The sequence below is a fragment of the Alphaproteobacteria bacterium genome (assembly GCA_024244705.1).
Classification (GTDB): Bacteria; Pseudomonadota; Alphaproteobacteria; order JAAEOK01; family JAAEOK01; genus JAAEOK01.
The window spans coordinates 36902-56362 of the sequence record JAAEOK010000037.1; the positions used below are offsets into that span (position 1 = coordinate 36902).

The window sequence follows — 19461 nt, forward strand, 5'->3', positions numbered from 1 at the left end:
ACGACCGCGCCGTCAGATATAACGAACGTATACATCGGTCGCCACTTGCTCGGGCACAGGTCGCGGGGCGGCACGAGCCGCCTGAACCGCCTCATCGATGAGACGGTCGACCGTGGCGTCGATTTCATCGAGCTGAGCGGGTTCGAGCAGTGCGGCATCGATCACGCGCGCGCGGAACACCGTCAAGCAATCCTGTTCCTTGCGCATCGCCTCTTTTTCCTCGGCGGTGCGATAGGTATCCGCATCGCCGCTGAAGTGTCCGTAATAACGCGGCAACACAATCTGAAGCAAAGTGGGTCCCGCGCCATCGCGCGCACGGGAAATCGCACGCCGGCCGGCTTCGTGGACCGCGAAAAAATCCAGGCCGTCGACACGCTCGGCAGGAATTCCATAACCCTCGGCTCTTTTGAGAATGTCGCCGGCGACCGCCCACGAACTGCTGGTCGCTTCGGCAAAACCGTTGTCTTCAACCACAAAAATAACCGGCAGGTCCCATACGCGCGCCAAATTTAGAGACTCGGCCGTGGTCCCTTGGTTGATGCCGCCGTCACCGGTAAATGCAACCGCCACGCCGTGGGTCTTGCGGCATTTGGCGGCCAATGCGGCGCCACAGGCAATCGGCGGCGCACCGCCGACAATCCCATTGGCGCCAAGCATGCCCTTGTCGAGGTCGGCAATGTGCATCGAGCCGCCTTTGCCGCGGCAGGTGCCCGTCGCGCGTCCAAAAATTTCCGCCATCATGCCTTCGGGATCGCATCCCTTTGCGATGCTATGACCATGGCCGCGATGGGTCGATGCGATGCGGTCCTGGTCGTCGAGGTGCAGGCAAATTCCGACAGCCGATGCCTCTTGCCCGGCATAGAGATGAACGGCGCCCGGGATGTCTCCGGTCGCCATTTCCAGGTTCACACGTTCTTCAAAAACCCGGATCGTCTTCATCAGACGATAGGCCGCAAGCAGTTCATCCCGCGCCAACTGCATCCGTATCTCCTTGTCCAGTCAGCGGGCTGAACCCGCCAGATTCGATTGCTAAATCCCGATCGACGATCTAGCCCAACAAGTATCGCCTCAGTCAAGCCGTCGAGGCTCTTGCGGCTAGTCGCCCGGTCCGCTGACCTGTCTTCGTGTCGTGCCATCAAGCCCGCCGACGATCGCCCACTCGGCGAAATTCTCCGGCGTGCGTTCCCAAGCCTCGGCCCGCCACGCTGCCGTGCAGTAATCCTCATCGGCATAATACTCGGCTAATCCTCCGGCGGGATTATGCACATACCAGAAATAGGCCGAAGAGACGGGATGACGACCCGGTCCGATCTGGGTCTTCCAGCCGCACCGATTGACGTGCATGCCACCGCCAAACACCTCATGGACGTCGCGCACTGTAAACGCCACATGATTGAGCCCCCGCTTGCGGTCCGGCGTCTGAAGCAGGAAGAGATTGTGGTGCCCGCCGTCTGCGGTGCAGCGCAGGAAAAAGCCCGCTTCGGGGTAATAGTCCGACAGAACGAAGCCTAAGGAATCCTGATAAAACCGCACCGCGGCCATGACGTCCGGCGTGAACAGGACCACATGTCCGATATTCAGCGGATTTGCCCGCTCATATACAGGTGCCCGTTGGTCGATCCGAAGAACGCTGCCGGCCATGTTCATGCCGGGTTCGCCGTTGTCAAATGCGCGCCGACGCGACACACGAAAGCTCAGACTCAAGCCATCGATATCCGAACAGGCCGGTCCGTCCTCACCTTCGGCAACTTTGAAATTTTCGGATAGGCGCCCGACTACATCGTCGAGAGCGCGCCCGTCCTCGACCCCCCACACCACGCGGCGCAAGGTGGACCCATGTTCGAAGGCGGGCGGCAGCGCGGGGTCGTTGGTGGGGCGCAGAACCACCTCGGCACCGTCGCGGGTCTCGAAGCGAGCGCCAGCGGCATCGCGCTCGACAAGGGCGAGCCCCCAGTCATCGAAGAACTTTACGCATTTATCTAGATCCTCGACGCCATATACCACCTTGTCGATTCCGGTGATCATCGCGGAAAACCTCCCTTCGAATGGAACCCACCGATTGATTTGCTTTGCGATTTCATGACTTCCCGATCTAGGCCATCCAGGAATGCGTCAAATGCGGACTTGCCGAACCTTGTTACGTAAATAGCGAACGACGCTCATTGCGGTCAGCGCCGAGGATTTCGGATTATCGGGAAGCGGTCGCCCCGCGACGGTAACGTCCAGCAGACCAAAAGCGCCTTCAGCGATCAGATTGTGCGTATTGCCATTCATCGCGGGGTCGGCGACCAGCCTCACATCGGTCGCGTCGAAGCCGAGTCCTGCCAAGGCAACTGTCGCCGCCACGTTCGCATTCTTGGGATAGCGTTGCGCCGCATCCCGCGCGGATCCCTGATAAAACGCAAATTCTTCGGTTAGCGCGTGAAGATCGCAGGCGTTCTCCGCCGGAGTACCAAGCCAGCTCAGCGGTGGCTTGCGCGCGGTGTAGGCAACCCGGTCTAAGCCGCCTTCACGCGCCGCCGCCAACGCATCGATAGCGGCCACGGCGCCGGAAAGCAGATCGAGTTTTCCGCCGCCTTGCGCCGCCGCGGATTCTAGATCTCGATTTAGGGCGGAATCCGCCAGAGCGCCAACCGACACGATGCCGAGCGGAATGCCGCGTTCTAGAACCGCCGGTCCATGTGCGGCCACTGCGGCATGTCCGGCGCATTCGATCGCCAAATCGGGATTGCCCTCGAGTTGCTCGACCGAGGTTATGACATTCGACCCGCGACCGGCGCAGGCTTGCGCCGCCGCCTCACGGCCTGGGCGCGCCATGATCCATGACACATCAAGGTTCGGATCTTTGGCGATCGAACCGGTGACGTAATCGGCGATCGCGCCATAGCCAATCATCAATATCGACAGCGCCAAAGCTCAGACCCCTACTCTTTCAGCAATCCGCACCGCTGGGCCCGCGAATGGCTGGGCGAAATCACCAATCGCCGCCATGTCGATTTCCACCATCCGGGGCCCTTTCGAATTCAAGGCCCCGCCTAAGGACTCCTCCACCCTTTCCAGACTTTCCAGGCGATCATGTTTCATGCCGATTGCGTGGCAGATTTGGGAGAAATCCGGCGTCAAGAGATCGGTGTAGTAGTGGCGCCCGCCAAAATGGGCATCCTGAATGTTCTTGATGACTCCATAACCGCGGCTGTTCATGACAACGATTACAAGATCGATCTGTTCTTGGACCGCAGTCGCCAACTCACCAAGACAGAGTTGCAATCCGCCATCCCCAAGCAGAGCCAATGTCGGCTGGCCTTCCGCGGCCAAAGACGCGCCAATCGCCATCGGCAAACCTTGCCCGATGCCGCCGCCGACGGCGTGGACGCCATGGCGCGGGTCGGTCAACGACGGCGCGCGATTTCCCCAGGAACTGTTCAAAATGGTGACGTCGCGTACCCAAATCGTATCGTGGCCGGCCGCCGCCCGGATTCCGTCGGCAATGCGGACGTACGGCCCCAATCCGGCCTCGACCATGTTCTCGGCGGCTCCACGCGCCGCACTGAGATCGGCGGCAAATCCTGGATCGACGTTGATGCGGCCCTCGAGCCTATCGGCCAAGCCGGATAGCACCAGGTGCGCGTCGCCCTGGAGAAATGCATCGCAGGGATAGGCTCGGTCCTTTGCCCCGGGTTCCACATCCACCTGATAGAGCGGCCGTGGCAGTTTGAGGCCGTATTTGAGCGTCTCGTTGCTGCGAAGATGAGATCCAACGACGAGCACGGCATCGCAGGTTTGATAGAAATCCTCGACCGGTCGATGCATGGTGAAAGCGCCAAGCGACATCGGATCGGTCTCCGGCAGAATGCCCCTACCCTGTGTGCTCGTGACGACCCCGAAACCGATTTCGACGAGGCGAGCGACCGCCGCCGCTGCGCCGCGTGCTCCACCACCTAGCCAGAGTAAAGGTCGCCTGGCCCCGCCTAATTCCTCGGCAAGGCGATCCAGGGCACCCTCCGCCGGTTCCTGAATGTCGACGAGGTCCGGCACGAGATCGACAGAACCCACCGCCAATGCCCCCTGGATATCAATCGGGATCTCGATGCTGACCGGACCGGTCGGTGCGGTCAGCGCGATTTTCGCGGCGCGCCTAAGCGTCGAACATGCGGCCTCGGCGCTCGAAATCCGAAACGCAGCCTTGGAAACTGCCTTCAACATCGTCAATTGGTCGCGCGCCTCATGGATGAATCCCTTCCCGCGATCGAGGTGGGGCGAATCGATCTGACCGGTGATGTGAAGCAGAGGTGTCCCGGCCGTCTGCGCCTCGACCAACGCGCCGGCCGCGTTCCCAGCCGCGGTCCCGGTACTGGTAATGGCGACCCCCAGCCGGCCGGAAACTCGGGCATAGGCATCGGCCATATTGACGGCACCCGCCTCTCCCCGGGTCGGAACAAATCGCAGCCGATTACGAGAGCCGATCGCATCGAGGATCGGCATGTTGTGAATCGAGATGACGCCAAACGCAGTCCTGACGTCACACGCCTCCAAAAACGACGCGACGACCGTGCCAACCGATACGCCCTTAGACATGGCGCGACAGCCCCCCTGAAACATCGATCGCGGTCCCGGTCGAATAGGAGGCCCAGGGAGACGCGAGATAAGCGATCGCGCGCGCTACCTCCTGTGGATTGCCGAGGCGTCCGGCCGGGATGCCGCGGCGTGCGGCGAGGTCGGCCGCCCACGAATCCCAACTCTGGTCGCCGCCCGACTCGGCAAATCGTCGGCGCCATTGACCCGAATCGACAACACCGACAAGAACCGAATTGACCCTAATTCCCTTCGGCGCGAATTCCTGGGCCATCGAGTAGACCATGTTGAGAGCGCCTGCCCGTGCCGCCGAAGTCGCCACCATATGCGGCTCGGGCTGGCGAGCAAGCAACGAGCTTACGCACACAATCGCCGCATTCGACGATCTTTCGAGCAGCGGTAGGAATGCGCGAGTCGGATGGATGATCGAAAAGAACTTGAGGTCGAGTTCGGCGCGCCACGCATCATCGTCCGTATCTTCGAAGGTCGACACGCGGCCATGGCCCGCATTGTTCACGAGAATATCCAGCCGTTCGAACCGAGCCTCGACCGCCGCGGCGAATGCGGACACTTGCGCCGGATCCCGCACATCGCATCGTTCGGCGACGATACGATCGTTGTCGGCTACACCGCGAAGTTCGTCTTCCGCGGCGCCAAGACGATCTCCATCACGGCCGCAAATCGCGACCGACGCCCCGGCGGACAGAAAGAGCCGCGCCGTCTCGAGGCCGATCCCAGAAGACCCTCCGGTGACCACGCTGGCAAAACCATCCAATTCAAGTTGCATTCTTGACGCGCCTCAAAAATTTACAGCGAGATCTCCATGCGGCCGGTAATTCAAGGCGCCCGAAATTTCATCCGCCGTCTCGCGAACCCTTGCGACCAAATCGTCGGTAATACTCGCGGCCGACGGGACGGTGAGGTTGATCGCCGCGACAACCCCTCCCCTTTCATCGCGCACCGGCGCGGCGACGGCGGAGATCCCGGATTCGAAGAACGACTCGCTAACGGCATAGCCTCGCGTCCGGTCCTCAGCCAGAACTGCCTCGAGCTCCTCTACGGTGTGTGGCGTCTGCTTGGTGTAGACCGGGAGCCTCTCGACACGATCCCCATACAAGACACGGAGGTCCTCCGGTTCGAGATCGGCGAGCAGAACCCTCCCGAGCACGGTGGCATGGGCGGGCAGCCGGGCGCCGACATTGAGACTTCCGGAAAACGCGGACATTCCTACCGCTTTCAGGACGACCACGACTTCATCACCATCGCGTACCACAAGGTGCGCCGACAATCCGGTTGCGTCTCGTAAACTCTCGAGAAATGGGCGCGCGATTTCCGTCAGATCGAGGGACGCCAAATACTCGAAACCAATGCGAAGAACGCCAATGCCGAGTCGATAAGCATGCCCGCCTTTTTCGCGCTCAAGAATACCGAGCGACTCAAGGGTCTGGGCGAGTCGGAACACGGTAGACCGCGGGATATCGAGCTCCTGCGCCATCTCGGGCGCGGTGACAAGGCGCCGATCGGCCGAAAACAACCGTAAGATCTCAACCGCCCGAACCACCGCTGGTATGACGTAGCGCCCACTTTGCACATTTTCCCCCGCGGTCATCGAACGACTCCAGAGAATTCGCGAACAATGCGGTCGAAACGCTCGGGTGCCTCGATGTAGCTGGCATGGCCCGCTCCTTCGATCTCGACTAAGCCGCATTTGTCGCCGATCGCGTCGGCGATACGACGGCAGTCCGCGGGCGGCGTGATTCGGTCGGACTCTCCGCAGACAACGAGGCAGCGCGATTTGAGGTGCGGCAAGTCATCGTAGATATCTGCCTGAGACAGCATGCGCGCCGCCTTCAAATAGCCCCCAGAGTCTAGTCGCGAGAGATTGAAACGGACCAGGGCACTGTGTGCGGCGCATGGATTTGCAGACAAAAGGGCCGGTGTTCGGTCAATGGCGTAGGCCTCGTTCCCGAGATGCTCGAACCGATCGATACGATCCTTGAGCCTCTTTGCGCTTTCTGCCGCCGGCAGGCGACCATGGCCGCTCGCCGGATCGGCTAGGATTAGGGCACGAACGAGGGCAGGCCATTTTGCGGCAAAACGCGTGGCGACCAGCGCACCCAGTGAGTGCCCGATCAATATGCAGTTTTCGATCGCACGACATTCGACGAGATCGGCGAGTGATCGCGCATAATCTTCGACCGTTGGCCAATCGGCGCTGATCGGCGAACTGGCGCCATAACCTGGCGCGTCCCATGCCGTGACCGAGAACGAACCCGACAGCGAATCCAGCAAATAGACCCATGAGGCGGAACCCGACCCAATTCCGTGGAGCAAAACGATATCGGGGCCCCGCCCGGAGCATCGAAAGGCCAGCGACCCCGAAGGCGTCTTGCACATACGATCGGGGATCCGGTCGAGAATCGCCGACCAGTTCGACGATATTTGGTCACCGGCCAGCACGATTCTCAGTCCCGCTTCAACTTGGCGAGGGGGTGGTTCGGCGGATAAGTCGGCAATACGGGACGGGGCGTCCCCAACATGACGCACATCAGCGCTTCCTCCTGACCGATATTGAGAAGCCCGCGATAGATCCGCGGCGGCACCGATACGACATCGCGTTCATTGAGAACCGTCTCGGCTTGCTCCCCGTCTTGCTCGAGAAAGAGGCGGATTTTCCCGCGCAACATGAAGAATACTTCTTCCACGTCGTCGTGGACGTGCATCGGCCCCTCGCAGCCCGCCGGCAGGGCCATGGTCGAGAATGTGAAATGTTCGGACGGAATGACCGCGGCGTCGGATTTCGCACCCGCAGCCCCGAGCCCGATGTAACGCATCTGAGCTCGCCGGTACTTTGGATCGTAATCGGCCTGGAACTTGAGTGCGTTCCAGTCATAGGTACGGTTTTCGAACCGCGCAATTCGAGTTTGTTCGAACCAAGCACCTAGGGCCATGCCGTCGGGCTTGTGCCAGCTTGGCAAGTCCTCTCCGGTATCACGGATGTCGTCTGCCATCGTCGAATTCCCTTTGGTTCCCGTTTCGTGTCAATTGAAAACAAAACCGCCATTGACGGCGATCAGCTGTCCGGTAACGAAATCGGCGGCCCCCGACAACAGATACAAGACCGTACCCACCGCATCCTCCGGGTGCTGCGCGCGCGGCATCGCACGACCAGTCTCGTAGACTTGGTGGCGCTCAGGCGGCACATATTCGGTCGCCTCGCCACGCGTCAACCCAGGGGCGACCGTGTTCGCCGAAATCCCATACTCGCCTAGTTCTCGCGCCATGGCGCGACCCATCGCGATGACCGCCCCTTTGCTGGCGACGTAGTGCATCAACAGCGGCGCGCCCCACAGCGCGGTATCCGACGCAATGTTCACGACCTTGCCATTCCCGCTCTGCTTCAGATGGGGAAGCACCGCACGGGTCATCAGCCAAGTTCCGCGAATATTGACGGTCATCACACGGTCCCAGGTCTCGATGTCGATGTCCTCCATCTTTTTGCCGCCAATACCGGTGACAATCGCGCCGTTATTGACTAGGCCATCGATACCACCCAGCGCTTCGGCAGACCCGGCGGCGCAACGGACGACCGATTCCGGATCGGCGAGGTCAAGCGGGACGAATTCGACCCGACCGCCGCTTTTTTCGAGCCTCGCAGTCGTCTCTCGACCAACCTCATCAAGAATATCGGCAATCGCAACCCGGGCCCCGGCGGCGACGGCCGCCTCGGCGAATGCCGCGCCGAGACCTCTGGCGGCACCGGTGATCAGGACGCGTTTGCCAGACAAATCGATCGCTTTGGCAACCTCGGGCCGTGACTTCGGTCATTCCGCAGCGGCCTCCGCACCGTCAACCTGAGCGGCGGCCCTTTTCCTCAGAAATTGGCGAACGCGCGCGAGACCGACATCGTGCTGATAGAGTGACTCACGGTCGCGGGCGTGGGGCGCCATATCTTCGAGGATCACACGATCCTGTTCGAGCACCGCCCAGTGCAAACCTTCCAACCGGTTGCGATAGAGGAAGCGCCAGACCGATCGTTGCCACCCGGAAACCTTTCGATTGCGCCAAAAAAAGACCATCGTGTTGTTCTCATCGACCGGCGTCGCAAAGCCGACGATGCCGAATGGCCCGCCCGGACCGAATCGTTCTTGGTATGGTATGGCGAGGCGCAACCATAGACAGCCCGATTCGCCGAACTCGACCCAATCGAAATTGACGCCTTGCTGCGTCGTTTTCTCAAAGAACAGTCCCTTATCCGTCTTTCGGACCTTCATTTCCGCCGACCTGTCCCCACAAGCCATCGAATGGGATGCCGCATGAAGATAGGCGCCATGCATCGGGTCCATCACATTATCGATGGCATAGCGGTAATTGCATTTCCAATGGGCGACGCAGAGACGATGGCTAAACTCGGCCGACCACAATTCCTCGGGGAGTTCCGGCGGGCTCGGCTTCGCAGTTTCGCTGCTGCCGAAGTAGACAAAAATCGCATCAGCCTTTTCCTCGACCGGGTAGCTGCGTACGCAGTGCTTACCCTTGATCGCGCAATGGTCGGTCGCTGGCACATCGACGACCAGACCGTCGCCGGCGACTTCGACACCGTGATACCAACAGGTAATTCGATCGCCGAGATTCCAGCCAAGAGACAATCGGGCGCCACGGTGGGGGCAGCGATCCTCGAGCGCGTAAGCCCGTCCATCCTTGTCACGCCAAAGAACGATATTCTGCGAAAGCCGGGTAATACCGACCGGTGAATCCTGCAATGCCCAGCTTGGCAAAACCGGATGCCAATAGTCCAACAATCCGGAGTTGAGACGGGCCTCGATCAAGTTTTCGCGATATTCGTCAGTCATTGAATACCTCCTTCCTGCCAAGCGCAGCTAGGCCTGACGCAGAGAAGAACTGGGGCGGTAGTGGAGCACTCTCCGCTCGGTAAGAATGACGGCCAGGTAGGCGGCAATACCAATGACCGTCAACATGATGATCGAGACGAAAACCATGGCGGTGTTGCCGGACCCCTCGCCGAATACAAGCAGGTAACCGAGGCCGGTATTGCCGCCGACCAATTCGCCGACGACGACTCCGATGACGGCGAGGGTCGCGCCTATTCGCAGGCCCGAAAACAACGGCGGCATGGCGGCATGGAACTCCATTTTTTGGAAAATCTGCCACCGGGTCGCGTTGAACGCACGGGCAAGGTTTATGAGGTCCGGGTCAACCGCCCGTATCGCGGACAAGACATTGATCATCACGGGGAAAAAAACAATCAACACAGCGACCAGGATTTTGGGATAGATCGTGTATCCGAACCACAGCACGAACAGCGGGGCAAACGCGACTTTGGGCGCGATCTGAAGTGCCAGGATATAGGGTGAGAGCACGACTTCGGTCGATGGCGACACGCCCAGAACGTATCCGATCACCACGCCCAACACCGAGCCTAGGACAAATCCGACAACCACGGTGAGTGCCGTTATCGCGCTGTGGTAAACCAACCGTTCGCCGGCAATCATACGGACGAATTCGTCGAAGAACGCGGAGGCCGGCGGCACGATATAGGGGGGGACGCCGGTGGCCGGGATCAGCCATTCCCAGATCGCGAGGAACAGGATCAGTACGGCCACACTGGCCGACACCTCACGCAATCCAACAAATGTACCCGTACCGTTCATCGCATATATGCCCCGATGCCGTATGCCAACAACTCACTCAATAAACTCGTTCGTATACAGATCACCGATTTCCGACTTTGAGCGGACGATGCCCTGGTCGAAATAGAAGTCCTGAACGGATGCCAGACGTTCGGGATCCATGGCACCCAGCTTCTCCTGACCGGGATAAACGTATTCGTTGTAAAGACGGAAAACCGCTTCCATCGCCTTCTCCTTGCCCGCGTGTTGCGGCATCGCCTTCACATAGCCCACGGCGGCCCCGGCCGGATCGTCCATGATGTCCTTCATTCCATGCAATGTCGCGCGAACTAGTTTGCCGATCAGTTCAGGCTGGTTTTGGATCGTCTCGTCAGAGGCCAGAATGGCCTGGGCCATGCTCTTGAAGTAGTCCTCGACCGGCATGATCTTGACTTTCACGCCTTGGCCCTGGGCAATCCCAATCCAATCGGGCACCGCCGACATCGCATCCGATTCGCCGGCGATGAACAATTTCCATACGCCTGCCGGCCCGGCGCCTTGAATATCAACATTGTCCTTAGTCAGACCGACGCTGGCGAGCGCGCCGAGCAGCGCATAATAGGTGGTGTCCTGATAGGACATCGTGGTTACGATTCGATCCTTCAATGCCGCCGGACCCGTGATACCGCTTCCTTCCCGCGCGACGAGCTGGGTCAGCGACCGACCGCCGAGGAGTGCGACAGACTTCACCGGAATGCCGTTGGCACGCACGATAATCGGCGTGTCCCCAATGGCGCCTCCGACGACGGCATTCCCGGCACCGACCTGCTTCGCCACGTCGACACCACCCTTGGCGGCCAGAAACTCGACCTCGAGACCCTCGTCGGCGTAGTAGCCGCGTGCTTGCGCCAGCATCCAGGGGCCGAAGGCGGGCAGAAACGGTGGCGCCGGCAGAAGATAGTTCACCTTCTGCGGCTCCTGGGCATGACCGCTTGAGGATTCCATTGCAAAGTCCGTCCATGAGCCGACGAACGCAAAGATTCCAACAATAAGAGCCGTTGAGATTCGCATCATCCCGTTAATCTCCCTGGTTTTTCTCAATGAGAAGATTTCCCCGAATGTTCTCATATTTCCTCATCACAAGCGTGTTCCTCGATGTGAAGCAGACTCATGAGTTCGGTGACGAACTCGCCGACGCGCCTATGCTGGCGGCGCGACATCGGGTTGTCGCGATCGGGCAGATCGACGACGATTTCTTGAATGATCTTTCCGGGGCGCCGGCTCATGGCCAGGATGCGGTCTGAGAGCGCCACCGACTCCGCGAGATCGTGGGTTATGAAAATCGTTGTCTTTTGTGCATCGGCCACCGTTCGCGCGAGGTCCTGTTGCAGCACCATTTTGGTCTGTGCGTCGAGCGCTGAGAAAGGTTCGTCGAGCAACAAAACCGACGGATCGACGGCGAGCGTTCTCGCGAGCGCCGCCCGTTGCCGCATGCCACCGGAGAGCTGATGGGGGTAGTGGTCTACAAATTGGTCGAGGCGGCATTTCTCGAGCAGTCCGAGAGCCCGGGGGCGGCGGTCCCGGGCCGGAGTTTTCATGATCTCAAGTCCAATCTCGACATTCTGGCGAATGGTACGCCATGGCAGTAGAAGATCCTTCTGAAGCATGAAGGCGACATGGGAGTTGGGTCGGTCGACCGTGGTACCGTCGATCACGACCCTGCCTTCGGTCGGCTGATAGAGACCGGAACCCATATTCAACAAGGTACTCTTGCCGCAGCCGCTCGGCCCAATCAACGACACCACCTCGCCATCCCAAACCGATAGTGTGACGTCCTCCACGGCAGTTATCACTTCATCGTTTGGAGCACCGCGCCCACGCTTGCCGAAGCGTTTGGTGACGCCCCGGAATTCGATGCGGACGCTTGGTGAGGCGCTACCCACCGAGGCGCTTCATTTCCGCCTCGAACGACGCGGCGGTCCAGGGGCTCCCATCGGGCGCCGGTACACCAATATCGTTGAGTCGTGCGACCAGGGGCTCAAGCTCGGTAATGCCGGCCTCGAAACATGCCTCCAAGGCATCGCCGAGCCGATTCTCGTACTCTGTCGGCGGCGCCGGTCTGGTCTGCCATACGATATTCTCGCTCCGACCCGGAGCCTCGACGCGTTCGCTCCGGCCAATACCATCGCCCTGCGTTCCATCGCGGCTCTTCAAGAATGGATTGTGGTCCATAGCTTCCTCATCGAATGCGACAACGCCCTAAGATCGCCAGTTATCGAATTCTGGTCGTTCGGCCCGGAATGTTGGAGCCAACAAACATCAATATCTTCAAATTGTCTCATATATAAAAAATTGATTACCATATAAAACATAGAACAGGTTAAAATCGGTTGCAAGCACAAGTCGCCACTTGCCGGTAGTTCGCCAACGGTTCATCGAATCAGGCCACTGCACCGGAACTATCCAGGCCAAGTCTTTCGCGGAGGTGGTGGGCGATTGCCTGATACGATGAATCCGAGCGGATATCCTTGTCGCTGCGGTCGACACCGAAAGGAACGCTCACCTCTTCAATGACGCGGCCTGGACGCTGCGACATGACCAGCACCCGGTCCGAGAGCAGCACCGCCTCATCAATGCTGTGGGTGACAAAGAGAATGGTCTTTCTGGTCCGCTGCCAGATTTTCAGCAACTCCTTCTGCATGACCTCGCGGGTGATGGCATCGAGGGCGCCAAACGGCTCGTCCATGAGCAGGATTTCCGGTTCGTGGATCAAGGCACGGCAGATCGCGACCCGCTGCTGCATCCCACCGGAAAGCTCCGCCGGATAGCGTTGCTCGAACCCCTCGAGCCCGACCATGGAAATCAACTCGCGGGCGCGCTCGATGTAGGCGTCACGGCGATATCCGAGGGCCTCGATCGGGAGAAGGACATTGCGAATGATCGTCCGCCAAGGCGGCAGAGCTGGCGTTTGAAAGACCATACCGGTCTTCGTTTCCTGATCGAGATGTGGCCTTCCATCAATCGAGATATTTCCGCTCGTGGGCTGCACAACGCCCAGTATGATCTTCAAAAGCGTGCTCTTGCCGCACCCGCTGGGGCCAATAATGGTGACGAATTCGCCGCGGTTCGCCTCCAATTCAATACCCTCGAGCGCAACAACCGATCCGGTTCTCGTCTCATAGGTTTTGCTCAGTTCCGCGACCGCAACATGCACCGTCGATCCGACGTCGGCCGCCACCATGGCTAGGCTTCGCCCTCGTCGCTTTCTCGGGCCCAAGGAACGAGGAGCCACCGCAACGCGCCCACGATCCAGAACAAGCTAATGCCGATGGCCGCAAGGACGATGATGGCACCAAAGGTAAGCGCGGTATCGTTATTGGCCGTACCGCTGAAAACCATATAGCCCAGGCCTTCATTGGCGGCGACGAACTCGCCGACAACGGCGCCGATCACGGCCAACGTGATCGAAATACGCATTCCGGCGAAAATGTAAGGCAACGCGTTCGGAAAGCGAATCATGATGAAAATGCGCCAACGTGAAGCCCGCAGACCTCTCATCAGTTCGATCAATTCTTGTGGCACGCGCCTCGGATGGTTCCGAACGACATTGAGCGACACGAAAACAGGCTAATACTTTGTGGTGAATCCCACAGCGCTGGCCCTACCATTAGGCCACTCTGACCATGGATATCATGTTCGGTAGTGGGTGAAGGGCAATGCAGTTGGCAGATTTGGACACCGCGAGCAGAAGAAGACATAGAGATGTGATCTCCGCCTGGGCTTTCTATGCGGCATTGGTCCTCGTGAGCGCAGCGATTTCTAGCTTATGGGCGTAATCTGCTTCGACCGGATCCGCACGCTCCGAATGGACAGGCGGCCCGAGTATTATTGGTCTGAAAAGCGGCGAAATTTGAAGTCGGCTACCTAGGCGGCCTCACTGAGCGCGGCCGGCTCGATGTTGACCGCCTTGGGGGCATTCACTACCTTGCTTGGGCTGTGTGTCCCCATATCAAGAGATTAGTCGACTTGAGCCGAAATCGTGCACCATCCAAGCCCCAGCTTGTCACAGTCGAATCCAGCCCCATTCACGGGAAAGGTTTATTCGCCACCCGGCGCATCACGAAGGGCGAGTTGATCGGAGCCTATGAAGGGAAGCCGACACGCCGCAGCGGGCGTTATGTCTTGTGGGTCGAAGGCGACGACGGCAGCTACAGGGGCGTCCGCGGCACCAACGAGCTTCGATACCTGAACCACCGGTCGAGGCCGAACGCCAGATTTGAGGATGACAGGCTCTATGCTATTCGCAGCATTCCTGCTGGCACGGAAATCACGATTCACTACGGCGAGGATTGGAAATAGGGCGGTCGACCTGGTGATTGCCCGCGTGTGTCGCATGACCCCATGGTGAATGCGCGAAATCGTCGATTCGCAACCTCATCAATATGGAAACAGCTGCTGGCGAAGTTGTTCCGCGCTATGAAATGGGCGATGGGGACATTTGGCGGTCGTTGTTGTTAACGTAGCCTCGTCCGAAATTGGCTCCGTCACGATTTCATGATAGACGCCGCGGCCAAAGACATATTTGTCAAATTCTGCATCCAAGCGATTTCCAAAAAAACCCTCAAGCATCGCCTTGAACTCGTTCACGCTGATCGACTGGTATCTCTTTCGTTCGAAATACATGCGTAAAAAGGCTTCAAGGCCGCCCTCGTTGGTGGTTCGATTGTCGAGAAACGTCAAGAATTCACGGCCACTACTATACGCTGCCACTTTTGTAATGCGCGCATAGGGCGAATCGAATGCTAATCCCGAGAGTGCGGGTTTCGGTTCATCGGCTGAACGCGAATAACCTTCGTCGCCCCAACTCGCGATCGCTTCATCGATCCAGCCCGCGCTGCCCGATGCGGGCGCAATACACCTGGCAAAATAGCAGTGATCGAGTTCGTGTCGTATCGAGGCAAAGTCGGTTGCCGTCGCTCCGGCATGCTCCATTCCGCCCCATCCGTCTGGCATGGTCAATATCGTGACCGCCGGGTATGGAAAAGGCCCAAATCTAACTTCCAACTCCTTCAGGCTTCTCTTCGCTCCATCGAAGAAATCCTCCAGGCGATCACCGAACGATCCCTTTTCCCCGTATATGTAAATGGGGAACTGGCGCCCCCCCTCGGTTTCATACAAGCCGTTCAGAAACTTGTAAGGTTCCGCCGGCAACAGATGGAACCAGGGGAAAGAGGTCGTAAAATGGGCGGGATATTCGAAATCCCAGACATCTGGTGAAGACGCCGATACCTTGCCCGTGTTCGATATTAATGTGTGTTCACGCGATCCACCGAACACCTCTACATGCATCGAAATCTTGAAGTGATCGAACTCGAAATTGGACGGCAGGTATGACCCGAGGAATCGGTTCGTCGCCTCTTCCTCGAAGATATCCGACATATGAAATATGCAGCCGACCGATTTTTCGTCCCAGCGGATGGGATGGGGCTTCGTTTCAACGTCCTCAAGTTGGTGCCGAACGGTCAGGCGATGGAGGCCAGGTGATATTTCCTGCTTGAGCACCATTAGCGGCGCCTTGGTTCCGGGGGCCCAATCGGAATCGCAAGTGACTTTCTCGCCATTGAGGTGCGCCGACACTTTGTGTGGACGAATATTTAGCTCGAAAGCCGGCCAACCGGTGTCTTCGGATCTAAATACAATTTCCGAGCGTACCGCGGCCGTCTTGGTGGATGTGTGGAATGTGATGTCGTAGTGAGCGCTGAGAAAATCCACGAAGATAATTCGTGTTCCCTCGCTGCCGTCGAAGGGCGGGGGCGCATATAAGAGATCAGACATCAGTAGGTCTCCTTGGCGATGGAGCATAACCTGGGCTCAACCATTGTCACTGTGACTATCCCCACAATTGCATTTCGCAACGTTGCGTCGATGCGCGCCGGCTACGGCACTCCCCAAGCCGACCGGAGAATCGCTCTCGCAGTTATGAAACTACTGATGTGCCGTTCCCGGTGGCTAAAGCGTCTCCGTGGGGCGCCACGCCACCGCGCCTTGCCTGTCCGCGATGGAGGTCGCCAATCCTATGAGACGATCGACTTCCGTCTTATCCGCCGGGCACGCCAATCGTTCCAGGCAACGGGCCTTTAGAACGCAGAGCGGAGCCTCAAAAAATCGCTCATCGCACCGCTTCACGATGTCGAAGCCAAGCTCGACCATACGAAGCCCTTGCTCGGCATGGCCCAAAGCAAGATACCTCTCCGCCATGATTCCAAAGAAAAAACTTTGTTCGATCAATTCCTCGGCCCGCCGGAATCTCGCCATTGCCTCTTCCATCATCGCGAGGCCGCTTTCATCCCCTTCCTTGGCCCGCACCCACCCAAGAAAGAACCGCCCTTGATAATACCACATCTTGAACCCCTTACGCTCGGTGAGGTCCATCAATTCCTGGCACACCGCCGTGGCACGATCGACACGGTTTTGCATGCGATGCAAATATAACGAATTGCCGAGCGCGGCGGACAGGTCGATCGCACGCTGCTCACGTGCCGCATCGACCCCTTGACCACATAATGCCACCGCCTCTTCCGGGCTACCGAAAATGTGCCGAATGAGTGACAGGTAGATAAACGCTTTGCTTGGATAGCCGGTGGCGGTCTTCAGGTCGCTTTCCAGATAGCCAAGCGAAGCTTCGAGTCGCTGCTGTGCCTCGACAAAATTACCCATCGCGAAGCGGCACATACCCGACCCCAAAAGACCGATTGCTGTCGTTCGATCGTCATCACTGCTGCGCCCTCGTTCAACCAACTTCGTCGCGACGGCCTCGGCATCCGGTAATGCGCCTAGCACATACTCCAACGTAAACAATGAGGTCTGGGCGGCGACCGTCGATTCCGTATCGCCGATCTCTTCACCAATGCGAGCCGACTCGCGTAACGCTTCATGGGCGCCGGCCATCGCCGGACCGTATTGTGCATTGATCACCTCGCCCCGGGCGAGCTGGAGCTTCATTCTCAGGGCGCGTGTGGCACGGCTCTGCTTTAGCCGATCGAGGGCAGCGAGTCCCTGCTCCAAGCGGTTCTTCGCCTCTACGTTCGATCCGACATCTCTCGCGGCCAGTCCGGCACGAAGCCAAAACTTGGCGGCGGCCGCCCATAGCTCCGACATCGTATAGTGATAGGCTAGTATTTCCGGATGCATATCTTTCATATCCGGAAAATCATCCTCATAAATTCGAGCAAGTCGTTTGTGAAAGACAATCGCGTCTCGTCTAAGCAAGCTCTGATAGGCTGCCTCGCGGATCAGAGTATGCTTGAACGACAACATCCTACGCGTTGAATCATAGCGCCGGTAGAATACGCCGCTTTCGGTCAACGTATCCAAGTCGCGATCAACCGATCGGTCATCTCGATCTGCCAGTTTCGCAAGAACCTCACAATCGAATTCCCGTCCGATGACGGCGGCGATCTGCGCGAGCTCGCGCGTATCGCCGAGCTGATCGAGGCGCGACAACAAGGAGCCTTGGAGAGAATCGGGAATCGGCAGCGAATGAGGCCGTGACTTGGCATCCGCCGGTTCGATTGAATCCTGGCCGGTCTGGTTGCCTATGTTGTCCGCAACACTTTGCGCAATTTCCTCCACGTAAAGAGGGATGCCATCTGAGCGGGTGACAATTTCGTCAACGAGCCCATTCGAAATATCGCTCCCTTTCATGACGGTCTTCGCCAATGTCCTGACCTCGCCCTTGGTCAGGCGGTCGAGGGACACTTGCGTCAAATTTTGACAATCGCGGGCAACGAATTCCCCCGATCGAACCGTGATTAGAACGAGAATTCGTGCTCCCTCGATCCGTTCAATGAGAAGGTCCAACAGCGTCTTCGATGTCGGATCGATCCACTGTGCATCCTCGACGATGACAACAAGTGGCCGATCCATTGCAATCTGGATGGCCAATTCAATGATCGCGTCGTAGAGCGCCTGAAGTTTCCTTTCTGGCGTCGAGTCGTCATCGAGGACACCATCTTCGACGGGATAGGCCATAAGGGAAAGCACGACCGTTCGAAGATCCTCAGTCAGTGCCATATAGGAACCGAGGATCGCGTTCATCTTTTCCCGGCGAACCGAAATCGCATCTCTCGATCCGATTCCGGACATTCGTTCCAATTGCTGAAGCAAGGGGTGAAATGGCGTGTTCTCGAATGTCTCCTGACATTGGAATACAACGATTCGAGCGCCAGATTCTTCCAAATGCCGGCCGGCCTCGAAAACCACCCGCGACTTGCCAATCCCCGGTTCGCCTTGAAGTACGACGGCCTGGCCATCGCCGGCTTTCGACCAGTGCCAGCGTTCGAACACCAGATTCAATTCGTTACCCCGGCCGACCAAAGGCGACAGCCGCGTAAGCCGTTCCTCGAATCGGAGCTGCAAATCACGCCGACCCTCGACCCGCCAAACCCTACTCGGCTTCTCGAAGCCTTTCAGCGAATGCTCTCCCACATCGGAAAACACAAAATTCTGCATCGCGAGAGCATGAGAACTATCGTCGACAAAGACACTGTTGGGATCGGCAATAGATTGCAGTCGGGCTGCAAGGTGAGCGGTCTTTCCAAAAGCCACCGCTTGCCCATCGCCACTCTGGCCTTTTATGTTGCTAAGTATGACGTGGCCGGTTGCGATTCCTATTCGAACGCGAAGTCGCCTTGGATCATCAGGCTCGAGCGATTCGAGCCACCCAACAATTTCGAGCCCGCAATCGATTGCATGCTGGACATCAATTCCATCGGCACGGGGAAAACCAAAATAGGCGACAAAGCCGTCTCCGATATGATTCGCGATCGAGCCGTTATTTCGAGTGACAAGATCGGAAGATGAATCGAAGAAATTCTGAAGCAACAGTTCAAAATCCTCGGGATCGAGAGTCTCGGCATACGCCGTCGACCCGACAATATCGCAAACAAAAATGCTCAGCAGGCGTTGCTCAGCAGGCATGGTCTAAGCCGTCGCCGAATTCTTGCAGCTCAGGGGCCCGAGCGGTGGCACGATAGTGAAATGCTCCCACAATGTGTCGGCGCGGCTCGCGACTATCCCGGCGAAATCAGCAATACGTCCATACGATGCCGGAATATTCACAAATCATAGAAACGCAAAACGATGCATTCCTCGGAAATATTCACCAATTGATCTGTTTTGACCGCGCAAACTCCGATCGACCAAACGCATTTCTCCATCGCCACGAACCACGCCCCGACCGAGTGATTCGACGGGCGGA

Annotated in this window: 19 protein-coding genes; 1 reads left to right on the forward strand and 18 read right to left on the reverse strand. The window is 58.4% G+C overall.

The window, feature by feature from the left end:
• Positions 1–12: 12 nt before the first annotated feature.
• The 16 genes from GY791_05725 to GY791_05800 form a co-directional block, all read right to left on the reverse strand.
• Positions 13–987, reverse strand: a complete 975-nt coding sequence (locus tag GY791_05725; GenBank protein MCP4327922.1) for a thiamine pyrophosphate-dependent dehydrogenase E1 component subunit alpha — start codon at positions 985–987, stop codon at positions 13–15.
• Between the two features lie 108 nt (positions 988–1095).
• Positions 1096–2025 carry a glyoxalase gene (locus GY791_05730; GenBank protein MCP4327923.1) on the reverse strand — a complete coding sequence of 310 codons (930 nt, stop codon included), beginning with the start codon at positions 2023–2025 and terminating at the stop codon, positions 1096–1098.
• An 87-nt stretch (positions 2026–2112) separates the two neighbouring features.
• On the reverse strand, positions 2113–2895 hold the full coding sequence (locus GY791_05735; protein MCP4327924.1) for an aspartate dehydrogenase: 783 nt from the start codon (positions 2893–2895) through the stop codon (positions 2113–2115).
• Between the two features lie 21 nt (positions 2896–2916).
• Positions 2917–4575: a thiamine pyrophosphate-binding protein gene (locus GY791_05740; protein ID MCP4327925.1), complete on the reverse strand. Its 1659-nt coding sequence runs from the start codon at positions 4573–4575 to the stop codon at positions 2917–2919.
• Positions 4568–5359, reverse strand: coding sequence for an SDR family oxidoreductase (locus GY791_05745; protein ID MCP4327926.1), 792 nt, complete (start codon positions 5357–5359; stop codon positions 4568–4570). The genes GY791_05740 and GY791_05745 overlap by 8 nt, the downstream gene beginning before the upstream one ends.
• Positions 5360–5371: 12 nt before the next feature.
• The gene (locus tag GY791_05750) at positions 5372–6181 is read right to left on the reverse strand and encodes an IclR family transcriptional regulator (protein ID MCP4327927.1); all 810 of its coding nucleotides are present in this window, start codon (positions 6179–6181) and stop codon (positions 5372–5374) included.
• A complete protein-coding gene (locus GY791_05755; GenBank protein MCP4327928.1) occupies positions 6178–7032 on the reverse strand; it encodes an alpha/beta hydrolase in 855 nt (284 codons plus the stop codon). Before GY791_05755 ends, GY791_05750 begins: the two co-directional genes overlap by 4 nt.
• 5 nt (positions 7033–7037) lie before the next feature.
• Positions 7038–7583 carry a cupin domain-containing protein gene (locus GY791_05760; protein MCP4327929.1) on the reverse strand — a complete coding sequence of 182 codons (546 nt, stop codon included), beginning with the start codon at positions 7581–7583 and terminating at the stop codon, positions 7038–7040.
• 30 nt (positions 7584–7613) lie between these two features.
• Complete coding sequence (locus GY791_05765) at positions 7614–8366, reverse strand: SDR family oxidoreductase (GenBank protein ID MCP4327930.1); 753 nt, start codon at positions 8364–8366, stop codon at positions 7614–7616.
• A 30-nt stretch (positions 8367–8396) separates the two neighbouring features.
• Positions 8397–9425, reverse strand: a complete 1029-nt coding sequence (locus tag GY791_05770) for an aromatic ring-hydroxylating dioxygenase subunit alpha (GenBank protein ID MCP4327931.1) — start codon at positions 9423–9425, stop codon at positions 8397–8399.
• Positions 9426–9452: 27 nt separating this feature from the next.
• The gene (locus GY791_05775; protein ID MCP4327932.1) at positions 9453–10244 is read right to left on the reverse strand and encodes an ABC transporter permease; all 792 of its coding nucleotides are present in this window, start codon (positions 10242–10244) and stop codon (positions 9453–9455) included.
• A 33-nt stretch (positions 10245–10277) separates the two neighbouring features.
• On the reverse strand, positions 10278–11276 hold the full coding sequence (locus GY791_05780; protein MCP4327933.1) for an ABC transporter substrate-binding protein: 999 nt from the start codon (positions 11274–11276) through the stop codon (positions 10278–10280).
• Between the two features lie 50 nt (positions 11277–11326).
• Positions 11327–12145, reverse strand: a complete 819-nt coding sequence (locus GY791_05785) for an ABC transporter ATP-binding protein (protein MCP4327934.1) — start codon at positions 12143–12145, stop codon at positions 11327–11329.
• On the reverse strand, positions 12138–12434 hold the full coding sequence (locus GY791_05790) for a hypothetical protein (protein ID MCP4327935.1): 297 nt from the start codon (positions 12432–12434) through the stop codon (positions 12138–12140). The genes GY791_05785 and GY791_05790 overlap by 8 nt, the downstream gene beginning before the upstream one ends.
• 208 nt (positions 12435–12642) lie before the next feature.
• Positions 12643–13443: an ABC transporter ATP-binding protein gene (locus GY791_05795; protein ID MCP4327936.1), complete on the reverse strand. Its 801-nt coding sequence runs from the start codon at positions 13441–13443 to the stop codon at positions 12643–12645.
• A gap of 2 nt (positions 13444–13445) precedes the next feature.
• The gene (locus GY791_05800) at positions 13446–13760 is read right to left on the reverse strand and encodes an ABC transporter permease subunit (GenBank protein MCP4327937.1); all 315 of its coding nucleotides are present in this window, start codon (positions 13758–13760) and stop codon (positions 13446–13448) included.
• Between the two features lie 468 nt (positions 13761–14228).
• Between GY791_05800 and GY791_05805 the strand changes: the two genes are divergently transcribed.
• Entirely contained in the window at positions 14229–14561 is a 333-nt protein-coding gene (locus GY791_05805) for an SET domain-containing protein (protein ID MCP4327938.1), read from the forward strand.
• A 78-nt stretch (positions 14562–14639) separates the two neighbouring features.
• Here the strand turns inward: GY791_05805 and GY791_05810 are convergent, their stop codons facing one another.
• Both GY791_05810 and GY791_05815 read right to left on the reverse strand, forming a co-directional pair.
• Positions 14640–16037: a M1 family metallopeptidase gene (locus GY791_05810; protein ID MCP4327939.1), complete on the reverse strand. Its 1398-nt coding sequence runs from the start codon at positions 16035–16037 to the stop codon at positions 14640–14642.
• Positions 16038–16211: 174 nt separating this feature from the next.
• On the reverse strand, positions 16212–19181 hold the full coding sequence (locus tag GY791_05815; GenBank protein ID MCP4327940.1) for an AAA family ATPase: 2970 nt from the start codon (positions 19179–19181) through the stop codon (positions 16212–16214).
• Positions 19182–19461: the final 280 nt, after the last annotated feature.

Excerpts from the sequence above, each read along its gene's own strand:
- GY791_05775 (MCP4327932.1), bottom strand. The coding sequence starts at position 10,244 with ATGAACGGTACGGGTACATTTGTTGGATTGCGTGAGGTGTCGGCCAGT.
- GY791_05745 (MCP4327926.1), bottom strand. The coding sequence starts at position 5,359 with ATGCAACTTGAATTGGATGGTTTTGCCAGCGTGGTCACCGGAGGGTCT.
- GY791_05815 (MCP4327940.1), bottom strand. The coding sequence starts at position 19,181 with ATGCCTGCTGAGCAACGCCTGCTGAGCATTTTTGTTTGCGATATTGTC.
- GY791_05735 (MCP4327924.1), bottom strand. The coding sequence starts at position 2,895 with ATGATTGGCTATGGCGCGATCGCCGATTACGTCACCGGTTCGATCGCC.
- GY791_05770 (MCP4327931.1), bottom strand. The coding sequence starts at position 9,425 with ATGACTGACGAATATCGCGAAAACTTGATCGAGGCCCGTCTCAACTCC.
- GY791_05740 (MCP4327925.1), bottom strand. The coding sequence starts at position 4,575 with ATGTCTAAGGGCGTATCGGTTGGCACGGTCGTCGCGTCGTTTTTGGAG.
- GY791_05780 (MCP4327933.1), bottom strand. The coding sequence starts at position 11,276 with ATGATGCGAATCTCAACGGCTCTTATTGTTGGAATCTTTGCGTTCGTC.
- GY791_05730 (MCP4327923.1), bottom strand. The coding sequence starts at position 2,025 with ATGATCACCGGAATCGACAAGGTGGTATATGGCGTCGAGGATCTAGAT.
- GY791_05810 (MCP4327939.1), bottom strand. The coding sequence starts at position 16,037 with ATGTCTGATCTCTTATATGCGCCCCCGCCCTTCGACGGCAGCGAGGGA.
- GY791_05800 (MCP4327937.1), bottom strand. The coding sequence starts at position 13,760 with ATGAGAGGTCTGCGGGCTTCACGTTGGCGCATTTTCATCATGATTCGC.
- GY791_05750 (MCP4327927.1), bottom strand. The coding sequence starts at position 6,181 with ATGACCGCGGGGGAAAATGTGCAAAGTGGGCGCTACGTCATACCAGCG.
- GY791_05795 (MCP4327936.1), bottom strand. The coding sequence starts at position 13,443 with ATGGTGGCGGCCGACGTCGGATCGACGGTGCATGTTGCGGTCGCGGAA.
- GY791_05760 (MCP4327929.1), bottom strand. The coding sequence starts at position 7,583 with ATGGCAGACGACATCCGTGATACCGGAGAGGACTTGCCAAGCTGGCAC.
- GY791_05790 (MCP4327935.1), bottom strand. The coding sequence starts at position 12,434 with ATGGACCACAATCCATTCTTGAAGAGCCGCGATGGAACGCAGGGCGAT.